Source organism: Amycolatopsis minnesotensis (genome assembly GCF_039529815.1).
Taxonomy (GTDB): Bacteria; Actinomycetota; Actinomycetes; order Mycobacteriales; family Pseudonocardiaceae; genus Amycolatopsis; species Amycolatopsis minnesotensis.
Window position 1 is genome coordinate 60,153 of the sequence record NZ_BAAANN010000013.1, and the last position, 15,749, is coordinate 75,901.

A 15,749-nucleotide genomic window follows, 5' to 3' on the forward strand; every position below is an offset into this window, starting at 1 on the left:
GGCAACGGCGACCGGGCCGGGCCGGGCCGGGCCGGGCCGGGGCAGCGGAGTGCGAAGGGTCGGGTGGCTGCGAGATGTCAGGCACAGCGGTCGACGGCGAGGCCAAGGCGGAACTGACGGAGGCGGTCGGCACGCCGCACCTGCTGACCGGCGACGCGATCAGCGAGGACTACGCCCACGACGAAGCGCTGACACTGACCGGCCGCAAACCCGCGTACGTCGCCAAACCCGCGACGGCTGAAGAAGTGTCGGCACTGCTCCGCATCGCGAGCGCGCGCGGTATCCCGGTCACCGCGCGCGGCTCGGGCAGCGGCCTTTCCGGTGCGGCGAGGCCGCAGGAAAACGGGCTGCTCGTGTCGTTCGAGCGGATGAACGCGGTGCTCGAGATCGACACCGGCAACCACGTCGCGGTGGTGCAGCCCGGCGTCACGCTGGCCGAACTGGACGAGAAGGCCGCGGCGGCGGGGCTGAGCTACACGGTGTACCCGGGCGAGCTGAGCGCGAGCGTCGGCGGGAACGTCGGCACGAACGCGGGCGGCATGCGCGCGGTCAAGTACGGCGTCACCAGGAACAACGTGCTCGGTCTCGAAGCCGTGCTGCCGACGGGCGAAATCCTGCGCACCGGCGGCAAGAACGCGAAGTCCTCCACCGGTTACGACCTGACCCAGCTCATCATCGGGTCGGAGGGCACGCTCGCACTGGCCACCGAGATCATCGTCAAGCTGCGCCCCCGGCTCCCCCACGGCGCCACGGTGCTCGCGCCGTTCACCGATCTCGACGTGATCATGCGCGCGGTGCCGGAAATCCTTTCGAGCGGGCTGACCCCGCACATCCTCGAATACATCGACACGCTGACGATGGCCGCCATCGTGCACGCCGAGAAGCTGTCGCTCGGCATCCCCGGCGCGGTGCGCGACTCCGCGCAGGCGTATCTGGTGGTGGCGCTGGAAGAACGGGAACAGGGCAGGCTCGACGGCGACGTCGAAAAACTGGGCGGGCTGCTCGGCGAACTCGGCGCGATGGACGTCTACGTCCTCGATGGCGGATCGGCGCGTCAGCTCATCGAAGCGAGGGAAAAGGCGTTCTGGACGGCGAAGGCCGTCGGCGCCGACGACGTGATCGACGTCGTGGTGCCCCGTGCCACGATGCCGGGGTTCCTCGCGACCGTGCGGGAGCTGACGGCGGCGGCCGGGGCGGGCGCGCTCGGCTGCGGACACGCCGGCGACGGAAACGTCCACCTGGCGATCTTCTGCAAGGACGCGGAAAAACGCGAGTCGCTGCTGCACGGCATCTTCGCGGAAGCGATGTCGCTCGGCGGGGCGATCTCCGGCGAACACGGGCTCGGCCACGCGAAGACCGCGCACTACCTCGCGCTGGAGGACCCGGCGAAGATCGCGTTGATGCGGCGCGTCAAGCTGGCGTTCGACCCGTCCGGCATCCTCAACCCCGGCGTCCTCTTCGACGACACCACTGGAAAGTGAGCAGTATGAACGGCGCGCACTCCCTCATCCGCACGCTCGTGGATGCCGGGGTCGAGGTGTGCTTCTCCAACCCCGGCACCTCCGAAATGCATTTCGTGGCGGCGCTCGACGACGTCACCGGGATGCGGGGCGTGCTCGGGCTGTTCGAGGGCGTGGTGACGGGCGCGGCCGACGGGTACGCGCGCATCGCGGGCAAACCGGCCGCGACGCTCCTGCACCTCGGGCCCGGTCTCGGCAACGGGATGGCGAACCTGCACAACGCGCGCCGCGCGCACACGCCGGTCGTGAACATCGTCGGCGACCACGCGACCTATCACAAGAAGTACGACGCGCCACTGGAATCCGATATCGACGCGCTGGTGAGCCCGCTGCGCGGCTGGGTCCGGCGCTCGGAGAGCACCGCCGACGTCGGCGCGGACGCGGCCGCCGCGGTGGCCGCGGCGCAGGACGCGCCGGGCAGGATCGCCACGCTGATCCTGCCCGCCGACGTCTCGTGGGGCGAAGGCGGCGAAGCGTGCGCGCCGATCCCTCCCCGGCCGGCGCATCCCGTCACGCGCGCCGGAGTCGAACGGGTCGCCGACGTGCTGCGGTCCGGCGACTCGATCGCGCTGCTGATCGGCGGCGAAGCCTGCCGGGAGGCGGGACTGCGCGCGGCTTCGAGGCTCGCGGAAGCGACCGGGGCGAAGGTGTTCGCCGAGACCTTCCCCACCAGGATCGAACGCGGCGCGGGACTGCCTGCCGTCGAACGCCTCGGCTATCTCGCCGAACACGTGGAGTACCAGCTCCAAGGGGTCCAGCACGTGGTGCTCGCGGGGACGCGGGCACCGGTGTCGTTCTTCGCCTACCCCGGCAGGGCCAGCGATCTGGTCCCCGAGGGCGCGACCGTGCACACGCTCGCGGACGTGGACGACGACGCCGCGGGCGCGTTGACCGATCTCGCCGAACTGGTGGCGGCGGACACCGAGCCCGTGCTTGCCGAGCCGTCCCGCCCCGAGGTGCCGAGCGGGCCGCTGACCCCGCAGAACTGGGTCGACGTGATCGGCGCGCTGCTGCCCGATGGCGCGATCATCGCCGACGAGGCGAACACGTCCGGGCTGATGCTGCCCACCGCGACCGCGGGCGCGCCGCGCCACGACGTCCTCACCCTGACCGGCGGCGCCATCGGCTACGGCCCGCCGGTCGCGACCGGCGCCGCGATCGCCGCGCCGGACCGGCCGGTGATCAACCTGCAGTCCGACGGCAGCGCGCTCTACACGATCTCGGCGCTGTGGACGCAGGCGAGGGAAAACCTGAACGTCACGACCGTGCTGCTGAACAACAGCGCCTACGCGATCCTGCGGATGGAACTGCAGCGCGTCGGCGCGCAGACCGATGGCAAGAAGGCGAACGAACTGCTCGACCTGTCGAGGCCGGACCTGGACTTCGCCAAGATCGCCGAGGGCATGGGCGTCCCGGCGAGCAGGGCGACGACCGCCGAGGAACTGGCCGAGCGGTTCGCCCGCGCGCTCGCCGAGCCGGGACCGCACCTCATCGACGCGATCGTCCCGCCGCTGCTCTAGCCGACGCGGCGATCCGCGCGGTGCTTTCCGAACCGCTCGACGTACTGGGCGGTGATGCGCTCCATCGTGGCCTCTTCGCGGGCGAGCCCGAACAGGGTGCCGGGGAAGTCGGACTCGCGTTGGACCCGCCAGAGTTCCTCGTGCTGGTCGGGGGAGAAAAGCTGTGCCGGATTCCCGACGGCGATCCAGCCGATGGGCACCGTGGTCCGCGGCTCGACGTGCGTGTTGACGTGCACGACCGCGTTGATGCGCACTTCGGAACCGGCGCCGATCCGCGCGCCGGGGAACAGCGCGGCCCCGGTCGCCACGAACACCTCGTCCTCGATCGAAGCCCCGTTGACGTGACTGTGCGGGCCGATCAGCACGTGCCTGCCGACGGTGGTGGCGTTTCCCGCACGCCCTCGGATGACCGCGTTTTCCATGACGATCGTGCTCGCGCCGATCTCGATCGCGCCGCCCTCCGCGGTGAGTACCGCGCCGAACAGCACGCGGGCGTCCTCCCCGATGGTGACGTCGCCGCAGACGACCGCGTTCGGCGCCACGAACGCCGACGGATGGATGCGCGGGCGGGTTCCTTCGTGTTCCACGATCACGCGGACATCGTCCACAAGTCCGCTGACGAGGGCAACATGCGACGCCGACCTCCGGGAAGTGACCGCTCAGCAGAATCCGGTCGGTTTTTCGGTGTAGGTGCGGCCGTCGGGGGTGGTGACGGTGATGGTGCCGTCGTCGTCGGTGTGGAATTCCCAGCCGGGTTCGTCGCACAGGCCGTGATGCATGCGGCAGAAGGGGCGGAAGTTGACTTTGTCGGTGCCGCCGCCTTCGCTCCAGGGTTGGATGTGGTCGAGGTCGCTGTACTGCGCGGGCCGGAAACAGCCCGGCAGGTAGCAGGTGCGGTGCAAGACCTGCACATACCTGCGCATCCCGGCCGAGGGCCGGTAGCTTTTGCGGCCCATGTCGACCGGTAGCCCGGTCATCGGCTCGGACACGATCCGGTTCCACACCGAGTTCGGATCGAAGGCGATCTCGCGGGCCATCTCGGGTGAGATCTCGCCGCATCCGGCCAGTTCGGCGGGGTTGTTCCGCAGGCCCATCAGGGTCGGCAGGTCGATGTAGACGAAGAGCTGCGCCGTCGGCTTACCGCCGCACTCCCCGCCCAGGCACAGTTCCACGAGGCCATCGGCTCTGAGCTGGTCCGTGGTGCGCACGTCGCCTTGGCGCTTCTTGTCCAACGCGTACCGGTCACACAGGGCATAGATCGCCTGCGCCCGATCCGAGGGCAACTCCGCGAACAACGTCGAGGACCCGTGATCCCCGTGCCGGATCTCCACCATCCGCGCCGCCGTCTTGGCCCGCCGCCGCGCCTCATACCCCTCGGGGTCGACCCGCATCAGCAGCGAGTTGGCCATCCGTCGTAACGAGCCCGGATTCTTGTTCTCGAACGTCAACCGCGAGTCCACCTCAGCCGCGACCTCCCGGGACGCACACGCGGTAGCCTCGAAAACTTTCGATGCCATGCCCTCATCGATGAGCCCGTTCTCCAACGCCTCCAGGGTGCGGGGCAGGTAGGAGGTCACCGCGTCAGCGAGCGCCGCTTTCTTCTCCGCCCCGGCTTGGGTGCAGTTGCACGACAACGCCACCCACGCCAGCACCGATCTTCGCGACCACACCCCACTCATCTGCGCGATTTGCCGCAACAACATCGCATCCCCGTACCTGGACCACTTCTTCCAATGCTCCGCAGCACCAGCAATAACGCGACCTGAAGAAATCTCCAATACATCCACGCCACAATTCTACCAATCAACCATTCACCCCATCAGGTACAACAAAGATGACTACCTGCCACAACGCGCCCACAACAACACCGCAAGCCAACAAAAATCCGGGACCAACAATGCGTCGGGGACGGCACACCAAGGCGACCAAGGGTTTTCGTTCCGTTGGCAATCGCCGCTGGTGACCAACGACGCAGCCCGCACCGAGGAGCGGCTATTGCCAACGGCGCGCCGAAGGCGTGCCGTAAACCTTCACCGCGCCCCCAAACACGCGAGCAAAACCCAAAAAACAGCCCCCATTTTCCAGCTTACCGAAGACCACCGACAATTCGGGCAGACGACAGCTACCCGAGCCCAGCGAGAATCTCCGCAACGGCAACAGGCCGCGTCAACGGCACGAAATGACTGGCCTCAAGACTGTGCACCGCGAAGGACACCCCCGAAGAAAGCGCATCGGCCTCCGCGATCATCCGGTCCTGCACCGAAGTCGGCAGCACCCGATCCGCCGTGGTGCGGATATACGTGCGCGGAATCTTCGGCCAGCTCTCGCGATCGACCGACGCGTCGGCGAGCATGACGCGCATCGATTCGTCGGGTTGCAGCGCGTAGTTCAGCACGGCGGGCGCCAGCACCGGGTCGAGTTCGGCCATCAGCAGCTCGTGCTGGATGGTCACCACGCCACCGTCCCTGGGATTGGTGCGCGCGGTCCCGGTCTTGCGGGGATCGCCGATCCACACCGTTTTCCTGGCGATCGAAAGGATGTCGTCGGCCGCGGGCCGCGGCGCGTACGCGGCGACGCTCGGCAGTTCGACGCAGCAGTAGGCGCACACGTACACGATGTGCGCCAGCAGTTCGGGCGCGGCGTTGGCGACACCGGTGACCGTGCTGCCGCCCATGCTGTGCCCGACCAGGACCACCGGCCCGTGCTCGGCGGCCCTGCGGACGATCGCGAGGGTGTGCTCGACGTAGTCCTGAAGCAGCAGTTCCGCCACCGGTGACGGCGCCGATGCGAGCGCCGCGGTGTCCTGCGGGCAGTCGTACCCGGCCGGGAAGACGGTGTCGAAGCCGTGACCTGGCAGTTCGACCGGCAGCGCGCGGTGGCCGCGCAGGGCGAGCTCGGTGACCACGGGGTTCCACAGGAACGAGGTCGCGCCCGCCCCGGGGACGAGCACGAAGGTCGGCGACGTGATCATGCGGTTACCCCCAGTGGTGCAAGTGCTTCATACCGGCGCGACGCGAGTGTATGGTCCGGATGGGGCCTCGAACGCGGCGAGGAGAGACGATGCGAAAGATCATCCAGTCCATGTCCGTCTCGCTCGAAGGGTACTTCGAGGGACCGAACCGGGAAATCGACTGGCACCTCATCGACGACGAGCTGCACACCCATCTCAACGAAAAGCTCCGCCCGATGAGCGGTTTCCTCGACGGGCGCCGGACCTACGAGAACATGGTCGCCTACTGGCCGACCGCGGACCGGAACCCGGCGATCTCGGGGCCGACGGCGGAGTTCGCCGCGATCTGGCGCGACAAGCCGAAGACGGTGTTCTCCCGGACCCTCGAACGGGCCGAATGGAACACCACGATCAAACGCGAGGTCGTCGTCGACGAGATCACGGCGCTCAAGGAGAAACCGGGCGGGGACCTCGCGCTCGGCGGGGCCGACCTGGCCGAGACCTTCCGCCGGCACGACCTGATCGACGAGTACCACGTCTACGTGCACCCGGTCCTGATCGGCAGGGGCAGGCCGCTGTTCGGCGATTCCGACGCGCAGAAGCAGCTCAAGCTCATCGACACCGAGACCTTCTCCAACGGCGTGATCCTCCTGCGCTACCAAGCCTGAAGGCCACCGCGGAAGAGTCCGCGGTGGCCTTCAAGCCGGCGTCAGATCAGTAGGTTTCGCCCGCCTCCGCCTTGGCGATCAGGGACTTCGGCGGCTCGAAGTGGTCGCCGTAGCGCTTCGCGAGTTCCTGCGAACGCGCCACGAAACCCTTCAGCCCGCCCTGGTACTGGTTGATGTACTGGATGACACCACCGGTCCACGCCGGGAAGCCGATGCCGAAGATCGACCCGATGTTCGCGTCCTCGACCGTGTTCAGCACGCCCTCGTCGAAGCACTTCACGGTTTCCAGCGCCTCGGCGAAGAGCATGCGCTCCTTGAGGTCTTCGAACGGCACCTCGCCGCTGCCCGAGTTGAACGCCTCGCGCAGGCCCGGCCACAGACCGGCGCGCTTGCCCTCGTCGTCGTACTCGTAGAAACCGGCCCCGGTGGACCGGCCCTTGCGGTCGTAGGAGTCGATCATCTTGTCGATGACGGACTCCGCGGGGTGCTCCGTCCAGGTGCCGCCCGCCGCCTCGATGGCCTCGCGGGATTCCTTGCGGATCTTCCTCGGCAGCGTCAGCGTCAGCTCGTCCATCAGCTGCAGCGGCGGTGCCGGGTAGCCGGCCTGCAGACCGGCCTGCTCGATCGACGCCGGCTCGACGCCCTCGCCCAGCGCGGCAACGGCCTCGTTGATGAACGTGCCGATGACGCGCGAGGTGAAGAAGCCGCGGCTGTCGTTGACCACGATCGGGGTCTTCTTGATCTGCAGGGTGTAGTCGAAGACCTTCGCGAGCGTCGCGTCGGAGGTCTTCTCCCCGCGGATGATCTCCACCAGCGGCATCTTGTCCACCGGCGAGAAGAAGTGGATCCCGATGAAGTCCTCCTGCCGCCGGACGCCCTCGGCGAGCCCGGTGATCGGCAGCGTGGAGGTGTTCGAACCGAGCACCGCGTCGGCGTTGACGATGTCCTGGATCTCCCCGAACACCTTGTGCTTCAGCTCGGTGCTCTCGAACACGGCCTCGATCACGAAGTCGACGCCCGCGAAGTCCTCCGCGCTGGCGGTCGGCTTGATCCGCGCCAGCAGCGCGTCCGACTTCTCCTGCGTGGTCTTGCCGCGGGAGAGCGCCTTCTGCTCGATCTTCGCCGCGTAGCCCTTGCCCTTCTCGGCCGCCTCCTGCGAGACGTCCTTGAGCACGACGTCGATCCCGGCCTTCGCCGAGACGTACGCGATCGCGGCGCCCATCATCCCCGCGCCGAGCACGCCGACCTTGGTGGCGCTGAACTTTTCGAAACCGTCCGGGCGCGAGCCGCCGGAGTTGATGTGCTGCAGGTCGAAGAAGAACGCCTTGGTCATGTTCTTCGACACCTGGCCGGTCGCCAGGCTCACCATGTACCGCGTCTCGATCAGCAGCGCGGTGTCGAAGTCGACCTGCGCGCCCTCGATCGCGGCGGACAGGATCGCCCTCGGGGCAGGCATGTTCGCGCCCTTGATCTGCTTGCGCAGGTTCGCCGGGAACGCGGGCAGGTTCGCCGCGAACTTCGGGTTCGACGGGGTGCCGCCCGGGATCTTGTGGCCCTTTTCGTCCCACGGCTGCGTGTACGCCTCGGGATTGGCCTTGATCCATTCCTTCGCCTTCGGCAGCAGTTCGTCGACGGTGTCGACGACCTCGTGCACCAGGCCGATTTCGAGCGCCTTGCGCGGGCGGTGCCGGGTGCCCTGCAGCAGCACGTTCAGCAGCGCGGTCTGGATGCCGAGCAGCCGCACGGTGCGCGCGATACCACCGCCGCCGGGCAGCAGGCCGAGCGTCACCTCGGGCAGCCCGATCTGGCTGCCCTTCACGTCCGCGACGATCCGGTGGTGCGTAGCGAGCGCGATCTCGAGGCCGCCGCCGAGCGCGGCGCCGTTGATCGCGGACACCACGGGCTTGCCGAAGGTCTCCAGGCGGCGCAGGTCACCCTTGATCTCGGTGAGCTTCGCGGTGAACTCGGCCGCCTGCTCCGGCTGCGCCTTGATCAGGTCGTTCAGGTCACCGCCGGCGAAGAAGGTCTTCTTCGCCGAGGTGAGCACGACACCGGTGATCGAGTCCTTCTCGGCCTCGAGCCGGTCGACGGTCGCGCGCATCGACTCGGCGTAGTCGGCGTTCATCGTGTTCGCCGACTGGTTCGGGTCGTCGAGGGTCAGCACGACGATGCCGTCAGAGTCCTGCTCCCAGCGGATGGTCTTGCTCTCGGTCATTTCTTCCTCACACCCGCTCGATGATCGTCGCGACACCCATACCGCCGCCGATGCACAGGGTCACCAGCGCGCGGCGCGCCTGGCGGCGCTCCAGCTCGTCCACCACGGTGCCGACCAGCATCGCGCCGGTCGCGCCGAGGGGGTGGCCCATCGCGATCGCGCCACCGTTGACGTTGACCTTCTCCTCGGGCAGCTTCAGGTCCTTGATCCACTTGAGCACGACGGACGCGAACGCCTCGTTGAGCTCCCACAGGTCGATGTCGTCCGGGGTGAGCCCGGCGGTGGCAAGGACCTTCTCGGTGGCGGGGGTCGGGCCGGTGAGCATGATCGTCGGCTCCGAGCCGGTGACCGCGGTCGCCACGATCCTGGCGCGCGGGGTCAGCCCGTAGGTCTTGCCGACCTGCTCGCTGCCCAGCAGCACCACGGCCGCGCCGTCGACGATCCCGGAGGAGTTGCCGCCGGTGTGCACGTGGTCGATCTTCTCGACCTGGTGGTACTTCTGCAGCGCCACCGCGTCGAAGCCGCCCATCTCACCGATGGTGGTGAACGCGGGCTTCAGCTTCCCCAGGCCCTCGACGGTGGTACCGGGGCGGCGGTGTTCGTCGTGGTCGAGGATGGTCACGCCGTTGATGTCCTTGACCGGCACGACCGACTTCGTGAAGTAGCCGCCGGACCAGGCCGCCTCGGCCTTCTCCTGCGAGCGGACGGCGAAGGCGTCGACGTCCTCGCGCGAAAAGCCTTCCATCGTCGCGATCAGGTCGGCGCCGATGCCCTGCGGGACGATGTAGTTGTCGTACGCGGTGGCGGGGTCCATGAACAGCGCGCCGCCGTCGGAGCCCATCGGCACGCGCGACATCGACTCGACACCGCCCGCGATGACCAACTGGTCCCAGCCGGAGCGGACCTTCTGCGCGGCGAGGTTCGTCGCCTCGAGGCCGGAGGCGCAGAAGCGGTTCAGCTGCACGCCCGCGACGCTTTCCGGCAGACCGGCGACGAGCGCCGCGGTCCTGGCGATGTCGGCACCCTGCTCACCGACCGGGGACACCACGCCGAGGACGATGTCGTCGATCGCGGCGGGGTCGAGGTCCGGATGGCGGACCTTCAGCTCGTCGATCAGGCCTGCCACCAGGTCGACCGGCTTGGTCCCGTGCAGGGACCCACCCTTGTTCTTGCCACGGGGCGTACGGAGCGCCTCGTAGATGAACGCCTCACTACTCACTTCGGGTCTCCTCCAACAAGCGCTTGGCAACATCGCGTCGGCAGACGTCTACCGGTCGGTAACGCTAATTACCACTAACATATGCCTGACTTCCCCCAGGCTGTCAACGGTATGCGAGCGAGTCCACTCAAGCTAATGTATGTTCACCTATGGACCCCGTGACACCGCCTCAGCGCCGCCCGCGCGACCGGAAGGCCCAGCTCGCCTCCCTCGCCGCGGGCCTGTTCCGCGCCCGCGGCTACCACGGCGTCGGCATCAACGACATCGCCGCCGCGGCCGGGGTCACCGGGCCCGCGATCTACCGCCACTTCGCCGACAAGCAGGCGATCCTCGCCTACGTAGTGCTGTCCGGGATCGACGACATGAACGCCGCGACGGCCGAAGCGCTCGCCGACGGCGTCCCCACCGGTGACCAGCTCGACCGGCTGCTGACCTTGCTCGCCGCCCAGGCCGTCGAGCGGCGGGAGATCGCCGCGCTGTGGCGCTGGGAGGGCCGCCACCTCCCGGCCGACGAGCGGCGTGAGATCCGCCGACGCTCGGGCGCGACGCTCGGCGCGTGGACGAAAGCGCTGCTCAGGCGGCGTCCCGAGCTGCCGGAGGCGGATGCCGAGCTGTTGTGCTGGGCGACGCTGAGCGTGTTCGGCAGCGTGTCGGTGCACCGCACGTCGGTGGCGAAGAAGCGGTTCGTGAAGCTGCTGACCGAGCTCGCCTCGGCAGTGCTCGACGCCACGCTCCCCGAGTCCCCCGTGCCCGCGTCGCCGGAACCGCCCGGGCTCGGCACGCCGTCGCGCCGCGAACAGGTGCTCGCCGCGGCGACCGAACTGTTCGCCGAACGCGGCTTCCACGCGGTGAGCATGGAGGACATCGGCGCGGCGTCGGGGATCGCGGGCCCGAGCGTCTACCGGCACTTCCCCAGCAAGGCGGCGCTGATGGTGGCGATCGGGCACCGCGCGGCCGACCGGCTCGCGGTGGCCGCCGAGCGCGCGCTGAAGGCGTCGGACGAGCGGGACGCGCTGCGCAGGCTCGCCGCGTCCTACGTGCACACCCTGCTGCGCACCCCCGAACTGCTGGTGTCGTTCACCAGCAGTTCGGGGGCCCGCGTCAGCATGCCCGACCGCGACAAGACCGAACTGCTCCGTGTGCAGCGCGACTACGTCGGGCAGTGGATCGCGCTGCTGGCCGCGGCGCGCCCGGAACTGCCCGCGCGCGAGGTGAAGATCATCGTGCACGCGGCGCTCACCATCGCCAACGACCTGAGCCGCACCCGGCGCGTGTCCGTGCGGCCGCATCTCGAAGAGGAACTCACCGCGCTGCTGCACGCGGTGCTCGGGATCAGCTCCCGCTGAGGCAGGCCGCCGCGATGTCGTGGAAGGCGGTCGCCAGCGGATTGGGGTCGCCGAGGCGGGTGAGGAGCACGACCTGGCACGGGTCCATGCCGTCCAGGGGAATCGCGGTGAGGTCCGCGCGCAGGGTGCTGCGCCGGTCACCGGCGGGCAGGATGGCGAGGGCGCGGCCCTCCGCGACGAATTCGAGCTTGTCCTCGAAGCTGTCTTCGAAGCCCACCGCGTGCGGGCCGCCCCACATCGTGGGGGAACTGGCGCAGGGCACGAACTCCTCGTCGCCGATGTCGTCGAGCGCGACGGAGTCCTTGCCGGCCAAGCGATGCGAGGCCGGTATGACGAGCACCCGCGGCTCTTCGTAGAGGACGCTCACGCGCAGGTGGTCCGTCGGGAACGGCAAGGGCAGCCGTGCGACGAGCGCGTCCACCCGGCGTTCGGGCAGCACGTGCGTGTCCCGCCAGGTCAGATGGCGGGTGCCGACCTTGGCGCCGGGATACCGGCGGCGCAGCTCCCGCACCGCCGGGGTGATGATCAGGTCCCCGACGTAGCCGATCGCGATCGCGTGCGGTGGCGCGGCCGAACGCGCGGCGAGCCCGGCTTCGCGGGCGGCGTCGAGCAGCGCCCGCGCCCGCGGGAGGAACGCCAGCCCGGCTTCGGTGAGGCGGCTGCCCTGCGGGGTGCGGTCGAACAGGCGCACTCCCAGCTGGTCCTCCAGGCGCTGGATCTGACGGCTCAGCGAGGGCTGGGCGAGGTGCAGGGCGGTGGCGGCGCGGCCGAAGTTCAGCTCATCCGCGACGACCGTGAAATACCGCACCAGCCGCAAATCGAGGTCCACGCACAGCAACGCTACCCGTCATGCGCGGACCGCATGGCGAGGTGCGGAACAGCTCTTGGACGCCGCGCCGCGCCGCGTTCTTGACTGGACGCATGACCGACTGTTCAGGCAGGAACGTCGCGATCACCGCCAAGGGCGCCTACTTCACCGTGCAGAAGTTCGTCCCGCGTCAACGCGATCAGCCCCGGCCCGATCGACACCGGCATCATGAAGCGGTTCCTGCCCGCGGACGCGGCCGCGCGGCACCGGGCGCGGATGACCGAGAACAACCCGATGCGACGGCTGGGTGACTCCAGCGCTGATCCGGTTCGTCCGGTGCGGCGGGAGACGCTGGCCACCACATCGGAGGGGTGACTGGCGAACGGCGTCTCCAGGCGTTAACCTACTCGCGAGTAGGTTAACGAGGCCGGGCCCTCCGGCCGAGGGAGGACGCGACGGTGAGTACGCCGCAGAAGAAACGGGACGCCATGGGCCTCGGGCTCTCCGCGCTCACCCGAATCGCCGGAAGCAGGGCCATCGACCGGCTCGGGCTGCGCAAGCCGGTCCAGAACCTGGTCACCGCGAGTACCAGGAACGGGTTCAAGGTCGCGGGCGCGGCGAGCAGGACGTTCGGCTCCGCCCAGCGCCTCGGCAAGCCCGCGCGGCTCGCGCCCGCGAAGAACACCGGGCTGTTCGACCTCACGCCCACCGAGGACCAGCAGCTCATCGTCGAGACGGTGACCGAGTTCGCCGCCGAGCAGCTGCGCCCCGCCGCGGCCGACGCCGACGCGAAGCTCGAAGCCCCGGAAGGCCTGCTGACCAGGGCCGCCGAGCTCGGCATCACGCTCGTCGGCATCCCGGAGGACCTCGGCGGCGTCGGCTCGGAGCGCTCGGTCGTCACCGGTGCGCTGGTCGCCGAAGCGCTCGCGCACGGAGACCTCGGGCTCGCGGTCGCGGTGCTCGCGCCGTCCGCGGTGAGCACCGCGCTGGTGCTGTGGGGCGACGAGCAGCAGCAGGGCGACTACCTGCCGGAGTTCGTCGGTGAGAACGTGCCCGCCGCGGCGCTCGCACTCGTCGAGCGCGCTCCCCTGTTCGACCCGTTCAAGCCGAAGACGAAGGCCCGCCGCACCCCGAAGGGCTACCAGCTCGACGGTGTGAAGGCGCTCGTGCCGCGTGCCGCGCAGGCGGAGCTGTTCGTCGTCTCGGCCGATCTCGACGGCCGCGGGCCCGCGCTGTTCATCGTCGAGTCGTCCACCGCCGGGGTTTCGATCGAGGCGGAGCCCGCGATGGGCCTGCGCGGCGCGGCGACGGGCAAGCTCGTGCTGGACAAGGTGAACCTGCCCGCGAGCGCGCTGCTCGGCGGCGGGAAGGCCGACGTGTTCACCGAGGTCGTGCGGCTGTCCCGGCTGGGCTGGGCGGCGCTGGCCGCGGGCACCGGGAAGGCCGTTCTCGACTACGTGGTGCCGTACGTCAACGAGCGCAAGGCGTTCGGCGAGCCGATCAGCCACCGGCAGGCGGTCGCGTTCAGCGTCGCCGACATCGCGATCGAGTTGGAGGGCCTCCGGCTGGTGACGCTGCGAGCGGCCGCGAGGGCGGAGCAGGGCAAGCCGTACGCGCGGGAAGCCGCGCTCGCCCGCAAGCTGGCCACGGACAAGGGCATGCAGATCGGCAGCGCGGGCGTGCAACTGCTCGGCGGGCACGGCTTCGTCAAGGAGCACCCCGTCGAACGCTGGTACCGCGACCTGCGCGCCATCGGCGTGATGGAAGGCGCCGTCCTCCTCTGATCCTCGGCTCTTCCTTCGGGAAGCCGGAAAGGCAGTCATGATCAACCTGGAAGTCCCCAAGAAGGCCGGCGCCCTGATCAACCAGGCGTACCAGGCCGCGGCCGAGGTGTTCCGGCCCATCTCGCGCAAGTACGACCGCGCGGAGCACACCTACCCGAGCGAGCTGGACATGTTCGCCGCGCTGCTCGACGGCCTGAACTCCTCCGGTGAAGGCGGCGCCGGCGCCGCGGGTGTGCGCCGCGACGAGAAGGGCGACAGCGACAAGACCGGCAAGAAGGCGGGCAACCGCAACGGCGCCAACCTCAACGTCGTGCTCGGCACGATCGAGATGTGCTGGGGCGACGTCGGCCTGCTGCTGTCGATGCCGCGCCAGGGCCTCGGCAACGCCGCGATCGCGTCGGTGGCGAACGACGAGCAGCTCAAGCGGTTCGAGAAGACCTGGGCCGCGATGGCGATCACCGAGCCGGACTGCGGCTCGGACTCGGCGGCGATCACCGCGACCGCGAAGCTCGACGGTGACGACTACGTGCTCAACGGCGAGAAGATCTTCGTGACCTCGGGCGAGCGCGCCGACGCCGTCGTGGTGTGGGCGAGCCTCGACAAGTCGAAGGGCCGCGCCGCGATCAAGTCGTTCGTGGTCGAGAAGGGCACGCCGGGCTTCGAGGTCGTCCGGATCGAGCACAAGCTCGGCATCCGCGCCTCCGACACGGCCGTGCTGCGGTTCGAGAACTGCCGGGTCCCCAAGGAAAACCTGCTCGGCACGTCGGAGATCGACACGCAAAAGGGTTTCGCGGGGGTCATGCAGACCTTCGACAACACCCGCCCGCTGGTCGCCGCGATGGCCATCGGCGTCGCGCGCGCGGCGCTGGAGGAGACCGCCCGCATCCTGTCGGAGGCGGGCGTCACCGTCGACTACGACCGGCCGGCGAACACCCAGCACGCGGCCGCCGCGGCATACCTCCAACTGGAAGCCGAGTACGAATCCGCCTACCTGCTGACCCTGGAGTCGGCGTGGATGGCGGACAACCGGAAGCCCAACTCGCTGCAGGCCTCGATGGCCAAGGCGAAGGCGGGCCGCTCGGTCGTCGAAATCACCCTGCGCTGCGTGGAGCTGGCCGGGACGTTCGGCTACACCGAGGAATCCCTGCTGGAGAAGTGGAGCCGGGACGCGAAGATCCTGGACATCTTCGAAGGCACGCAGCAGATCCAGCAGCTCATCGTGGCGCGCCGGGTGCTCGGCAAGTCCTCGGCCGAGCTGAAGTAGCTCGCACAGCGCCGTTATCCGCCCGGTCGACCTGTCCACTTCGGACTTCTCGGCCGGGCGGATCGCGTTCCTCGCCCGAAGCACGGGTTTCCAGGGGATCTGCAGCGGGCTTCGCGCGGATGTCCAGGCGCTTCGGGACTACCACGATCCGAGCACGCGCTCGAGCTGGGCGTCCCGGACGACGGGAGCCTGGTCGAACCCGGGGCCAGAACAGCGGCGACACCGGCGCCTTCACTCGACAGCTCCTGGACTCCCGCGGGATCGAGGCCGAATCCGCCGTCCTGATCTCGCGGCCGCACCAACAGCGACGTGCAAGAAGCTCTGGCCCGAGGTCGACGTGCGCTGTTCGTCCCGACCGCTTCCACTGGACGAGTACATCGCGAGCATCGGCGACGTGGATCGCGTCATCACCACGCTCGTCGAGCGCGGTTTCACCGCGGGGCTGCTGCGGTAGC

General features: G+C 69.2%; 13 protein-coding genes. 7 read left to right on the forward strand and 6 right to left on the reverse strand.

The features are described from left to right. Positions 1-74 precede the first annotated feature (74 nt). Both ABD256_RS17720 and ABD256_RS17725 read left to right on the forward strand, forming a co-directional pair. The gene (locus ABD256_RS17720) at positions 75-1,481 is read left to right on the forward strand and encodes an FAD-binding oxidoreductase (RefSeq protein WP_344419383.1); all 1,407 of its coding nucleotides are present in this window, start codon (positions 75-77) and stop codon (positions 1,479-1,481) included. A gap of 5 nt (positions 1,482-1,486) precedes the next feature. After that, complete coding sequence (locus tag ABD256_RS17725; RefSeq protein WP_344419386.1) at positions 1,487-3,040, forward strand: acetolactate synthase large subunit; 1,554 nt, start codon at positions 1,487-1,489, stop codon at positions 3,038-3,040. Here ABD256_RS17725 and ABD256_RS17730 read toward each other — a convergent pair. The 3 genes from ABD256_RS17730 to ABD256_RS17740 form a co-directional block, all read right to left on the reverse strand. Beyond that, the gene (locus ABD256_RS17730; RefSeq protein WP_344419388.1) at positions 3,037-3,633 is read right to left on the reverse strand and encodes a gamma carbonic anhydrase family protein; all 597 of its coding nucleotides are present in this window, start codon (positions 3,631-3,633) and stop codon (positions 3,037-3,039) included. The two genes, ABD256_RS17725 and ABD256_RS17730, sit on opposite strands and share 4 nt — an antisense overlap. A 66-nt stretch (positions 3,634-3,699) precedes the next feature. Next, complete coding sequence (locus tag ABD256_RS17735) at positions 3,700-4,719, reverse strand: HNH endonuclease signature motif containing protein (RefSeq protein WP_344419391.1); 1,020 nt, start codon at positions 4,717-4,719, stop codon at positions 3,700-3,702. Positions 4,720-5,162: 443 nt separating this feature from the next. Beyond that, positions 5,163-6,011, reverse strand: a complete 849-nt coding sequence (locus tag ABD256_RS17740; protein ID WP_344419393.1) for an alpha/beta hydrolase — start codon at positions 6,009-6,011, stop codon at positions 5,163-5,165. Positions 6,012-6,100: 89 nt separating this feature from the next. Here ABD256_RS17740 and ABD256_RS17745 point away from each other — a divergent pair, with 89 nt between their 5' ends. Continuing rightward, entirely contained in the window at positions 6,101-6,658 is a 558-nt protein-coding gene (locus tag ABD256_RS17745) for a dihydrofolate reductase family protein (RefSeq protein WP_344419396.1), read from the forward strand. 46 nt (positions 6,659-6,704) lie between these two features. On the opposite strand, the gene ABD256_RS17750 is transcribed toward ABD256_RS17745, so the two are convergent. Beyond that, complete coding sequence (locus ABD256_RS17750) at positions 6,705-8,873, reverse strand: 3-hydroxyacyl-CoA dehydrogenase NAD-binding domain-containing protein (protein WP_344419399.1); 2,169 nt, start codon at positions 8,871-8,873, stop codon at positions 6,705-6,707. Positions 8,874-8,880: 7 nt separating this feature from the next. Then, positions 8,881-10,092, reverse strand: coding sequence for an acetyl-CoA C-acetyltransferase (locus ABD256_RS17755; protein WP_344419402.1), 1,212 nt, complete (start codon positions 10,090-10,092; stop codon positions 8,881-8,883). Positions 10,093-10,241: 149 nt separating this feature from the next. Here ABD256_RS17755 and ABD256_RS17760 point away from each other — a divergent pair, with 149 nt between their 5' ends. Further along, positions 10,242-11,438, forward strand: coding sequence for a TetR/AcrR family transcriptional regulator (locus tag ABD256_RS17760; protein ID WP_344419405.1), 1,197 nt, complete (start codon positions 10,242-10,244; stop codon positions 11,436-11,438). Here the strand turns inward: ABD256_RS17760 and ABD256_RS17765 are convergent. After that, positions 11,425-12,267 carry a LysR family transcriptional regulator gene (locus ABD256_RS17765; RefSeq protein ID WP_344419408.1) on the reverse strand — a complete coding sequence of 281 codons (843 nt, stop codon included), beginning with the start codon at positions 12,265-12,267 and terminating at the stop codon, positions 11,425-11,427. The two genes, ABD256_RS17760 and ABD256_RS17765, sit on opposite strands and share 14 nt — an antisense overlap. A gap of 207 nt (positions 12,268-12,474) precedes the next feature. Here ABD256_RS17765 and ABD256_RS17770 point away from each other — a divergent pair, with 207 nt between their 5' ends. The 3 genes from ABD256_RS17770 to ABD256_RS17780 all read left to right on the forward strand — a co-directional run bounded on the left by ABD256_RS17770 (position 12,475) and on the right by ABD256_RS17780 (position 15,294). Continuing rightward, entirely contained in the window at positions 12,475-12,621 is a 147-nt protein-coding gene (locus ABD256_RS17770; RefSeq protein ID WP_344419411.1) for a hypothetical protein, read from the forward strand. Between the two features lie 113 nt (positions 12,622-12,734). Then, positions 12,735-14,030 carry an acyl-CoA dehydrogenase family protein gene (locus ABD256_RS17775; RefSeq protein ID WP_344419924.1) on the forward strand — a complete coding sequence of 432 codons (1,296 nt, stop codon included), beginning with the start codon at positions 12,735-12,737 and terminating at the stop codon, positions 14,028-14,030. A gap of 37 nt (positions 14,031-14,067) precedes the next feature. After that, complete coding sequence (locus ABD256_RS17780; protein ID WP_344419414.1) at positions 14,068-15,294, forward strand: acyl-CoA dehydrogenase family protein; 1,227 nt, start codon at positions 14,068-14,070, stop codon at positions 15,292-15,294. Positions 15,295-15,749: the final 455 nt, after the last annotated feature.

Coding starts and splice junctions, on each gene's coding strand:
- ABD256_RS17745 (WP_344419396.1), top strand. CDS start 6,101: ATGCGAAAGATCATCCAGTCCATGTCCGTCTCGCTCGAAGGGTACTTC.
- ABD256_RS17740 (WP_344419393.1), bottom strand. CDS start 6,011: ATGATCACGTCGCCGACCTTCGTGCTCGTCCCCGGGGCGGGCGCGACC.
- ABD256_RS17780 (WP_344419414.1), top strand. CDS start 14,068: ATGATCAACCTGGAAGTCCCCAAGAAGGCCGGCGCCCTGATCAACCAG.
- ABD256_RS17725 (WP_344419386.1), top strand. CDS start 1,487: ATGAACGGCGCGCACTCCCTCATCCGCACGCTCGTGGATGCCGGGGTC.
- ABD256_RS17775 (WP_344419924.1), top strand. CDS start 12,735: ATGGGCCTCGGGCTCTCCGCGCTCACCCGAATCGCCGGAAGCAGGGCC.
- ABD256_RS17770 (WP_344419411.1), top strand. CDS start 12,475: ATGAAGCGGTTCCTGCCCGCGGACGCGGCCGCGCGGCACCGGGCGCGG.
- ABD256_RS17735 (WP_344419391.1), bottom strand. CDS start 4,719: ATGAGTGGGGTGTGGTCGCGAAGATCGGTGCTGGCGTGGGTGGCGTTG.
- ABD256_RS17760 (WP_344419405.1), top strand. CDS start 10,242: ATGGACCCCGTGACACCGCCTCAGCGCCGCCCGCGCGACCGGAAGGCC.
- ABD256_RS17720 (WP_344419383.1), top strand. CDS start 75: ATGTCAGGCACAGCGGTCGACGGCGAGGCCAAGGCGGAACTGACGGAG.
- ABD256_RS17750 (WP_344419399.1), bottom strand. CDS start 8,873: ATGACCGAGAGCAAGACCATCCGCTGGGAGCAGGACTCTGACGGCATC.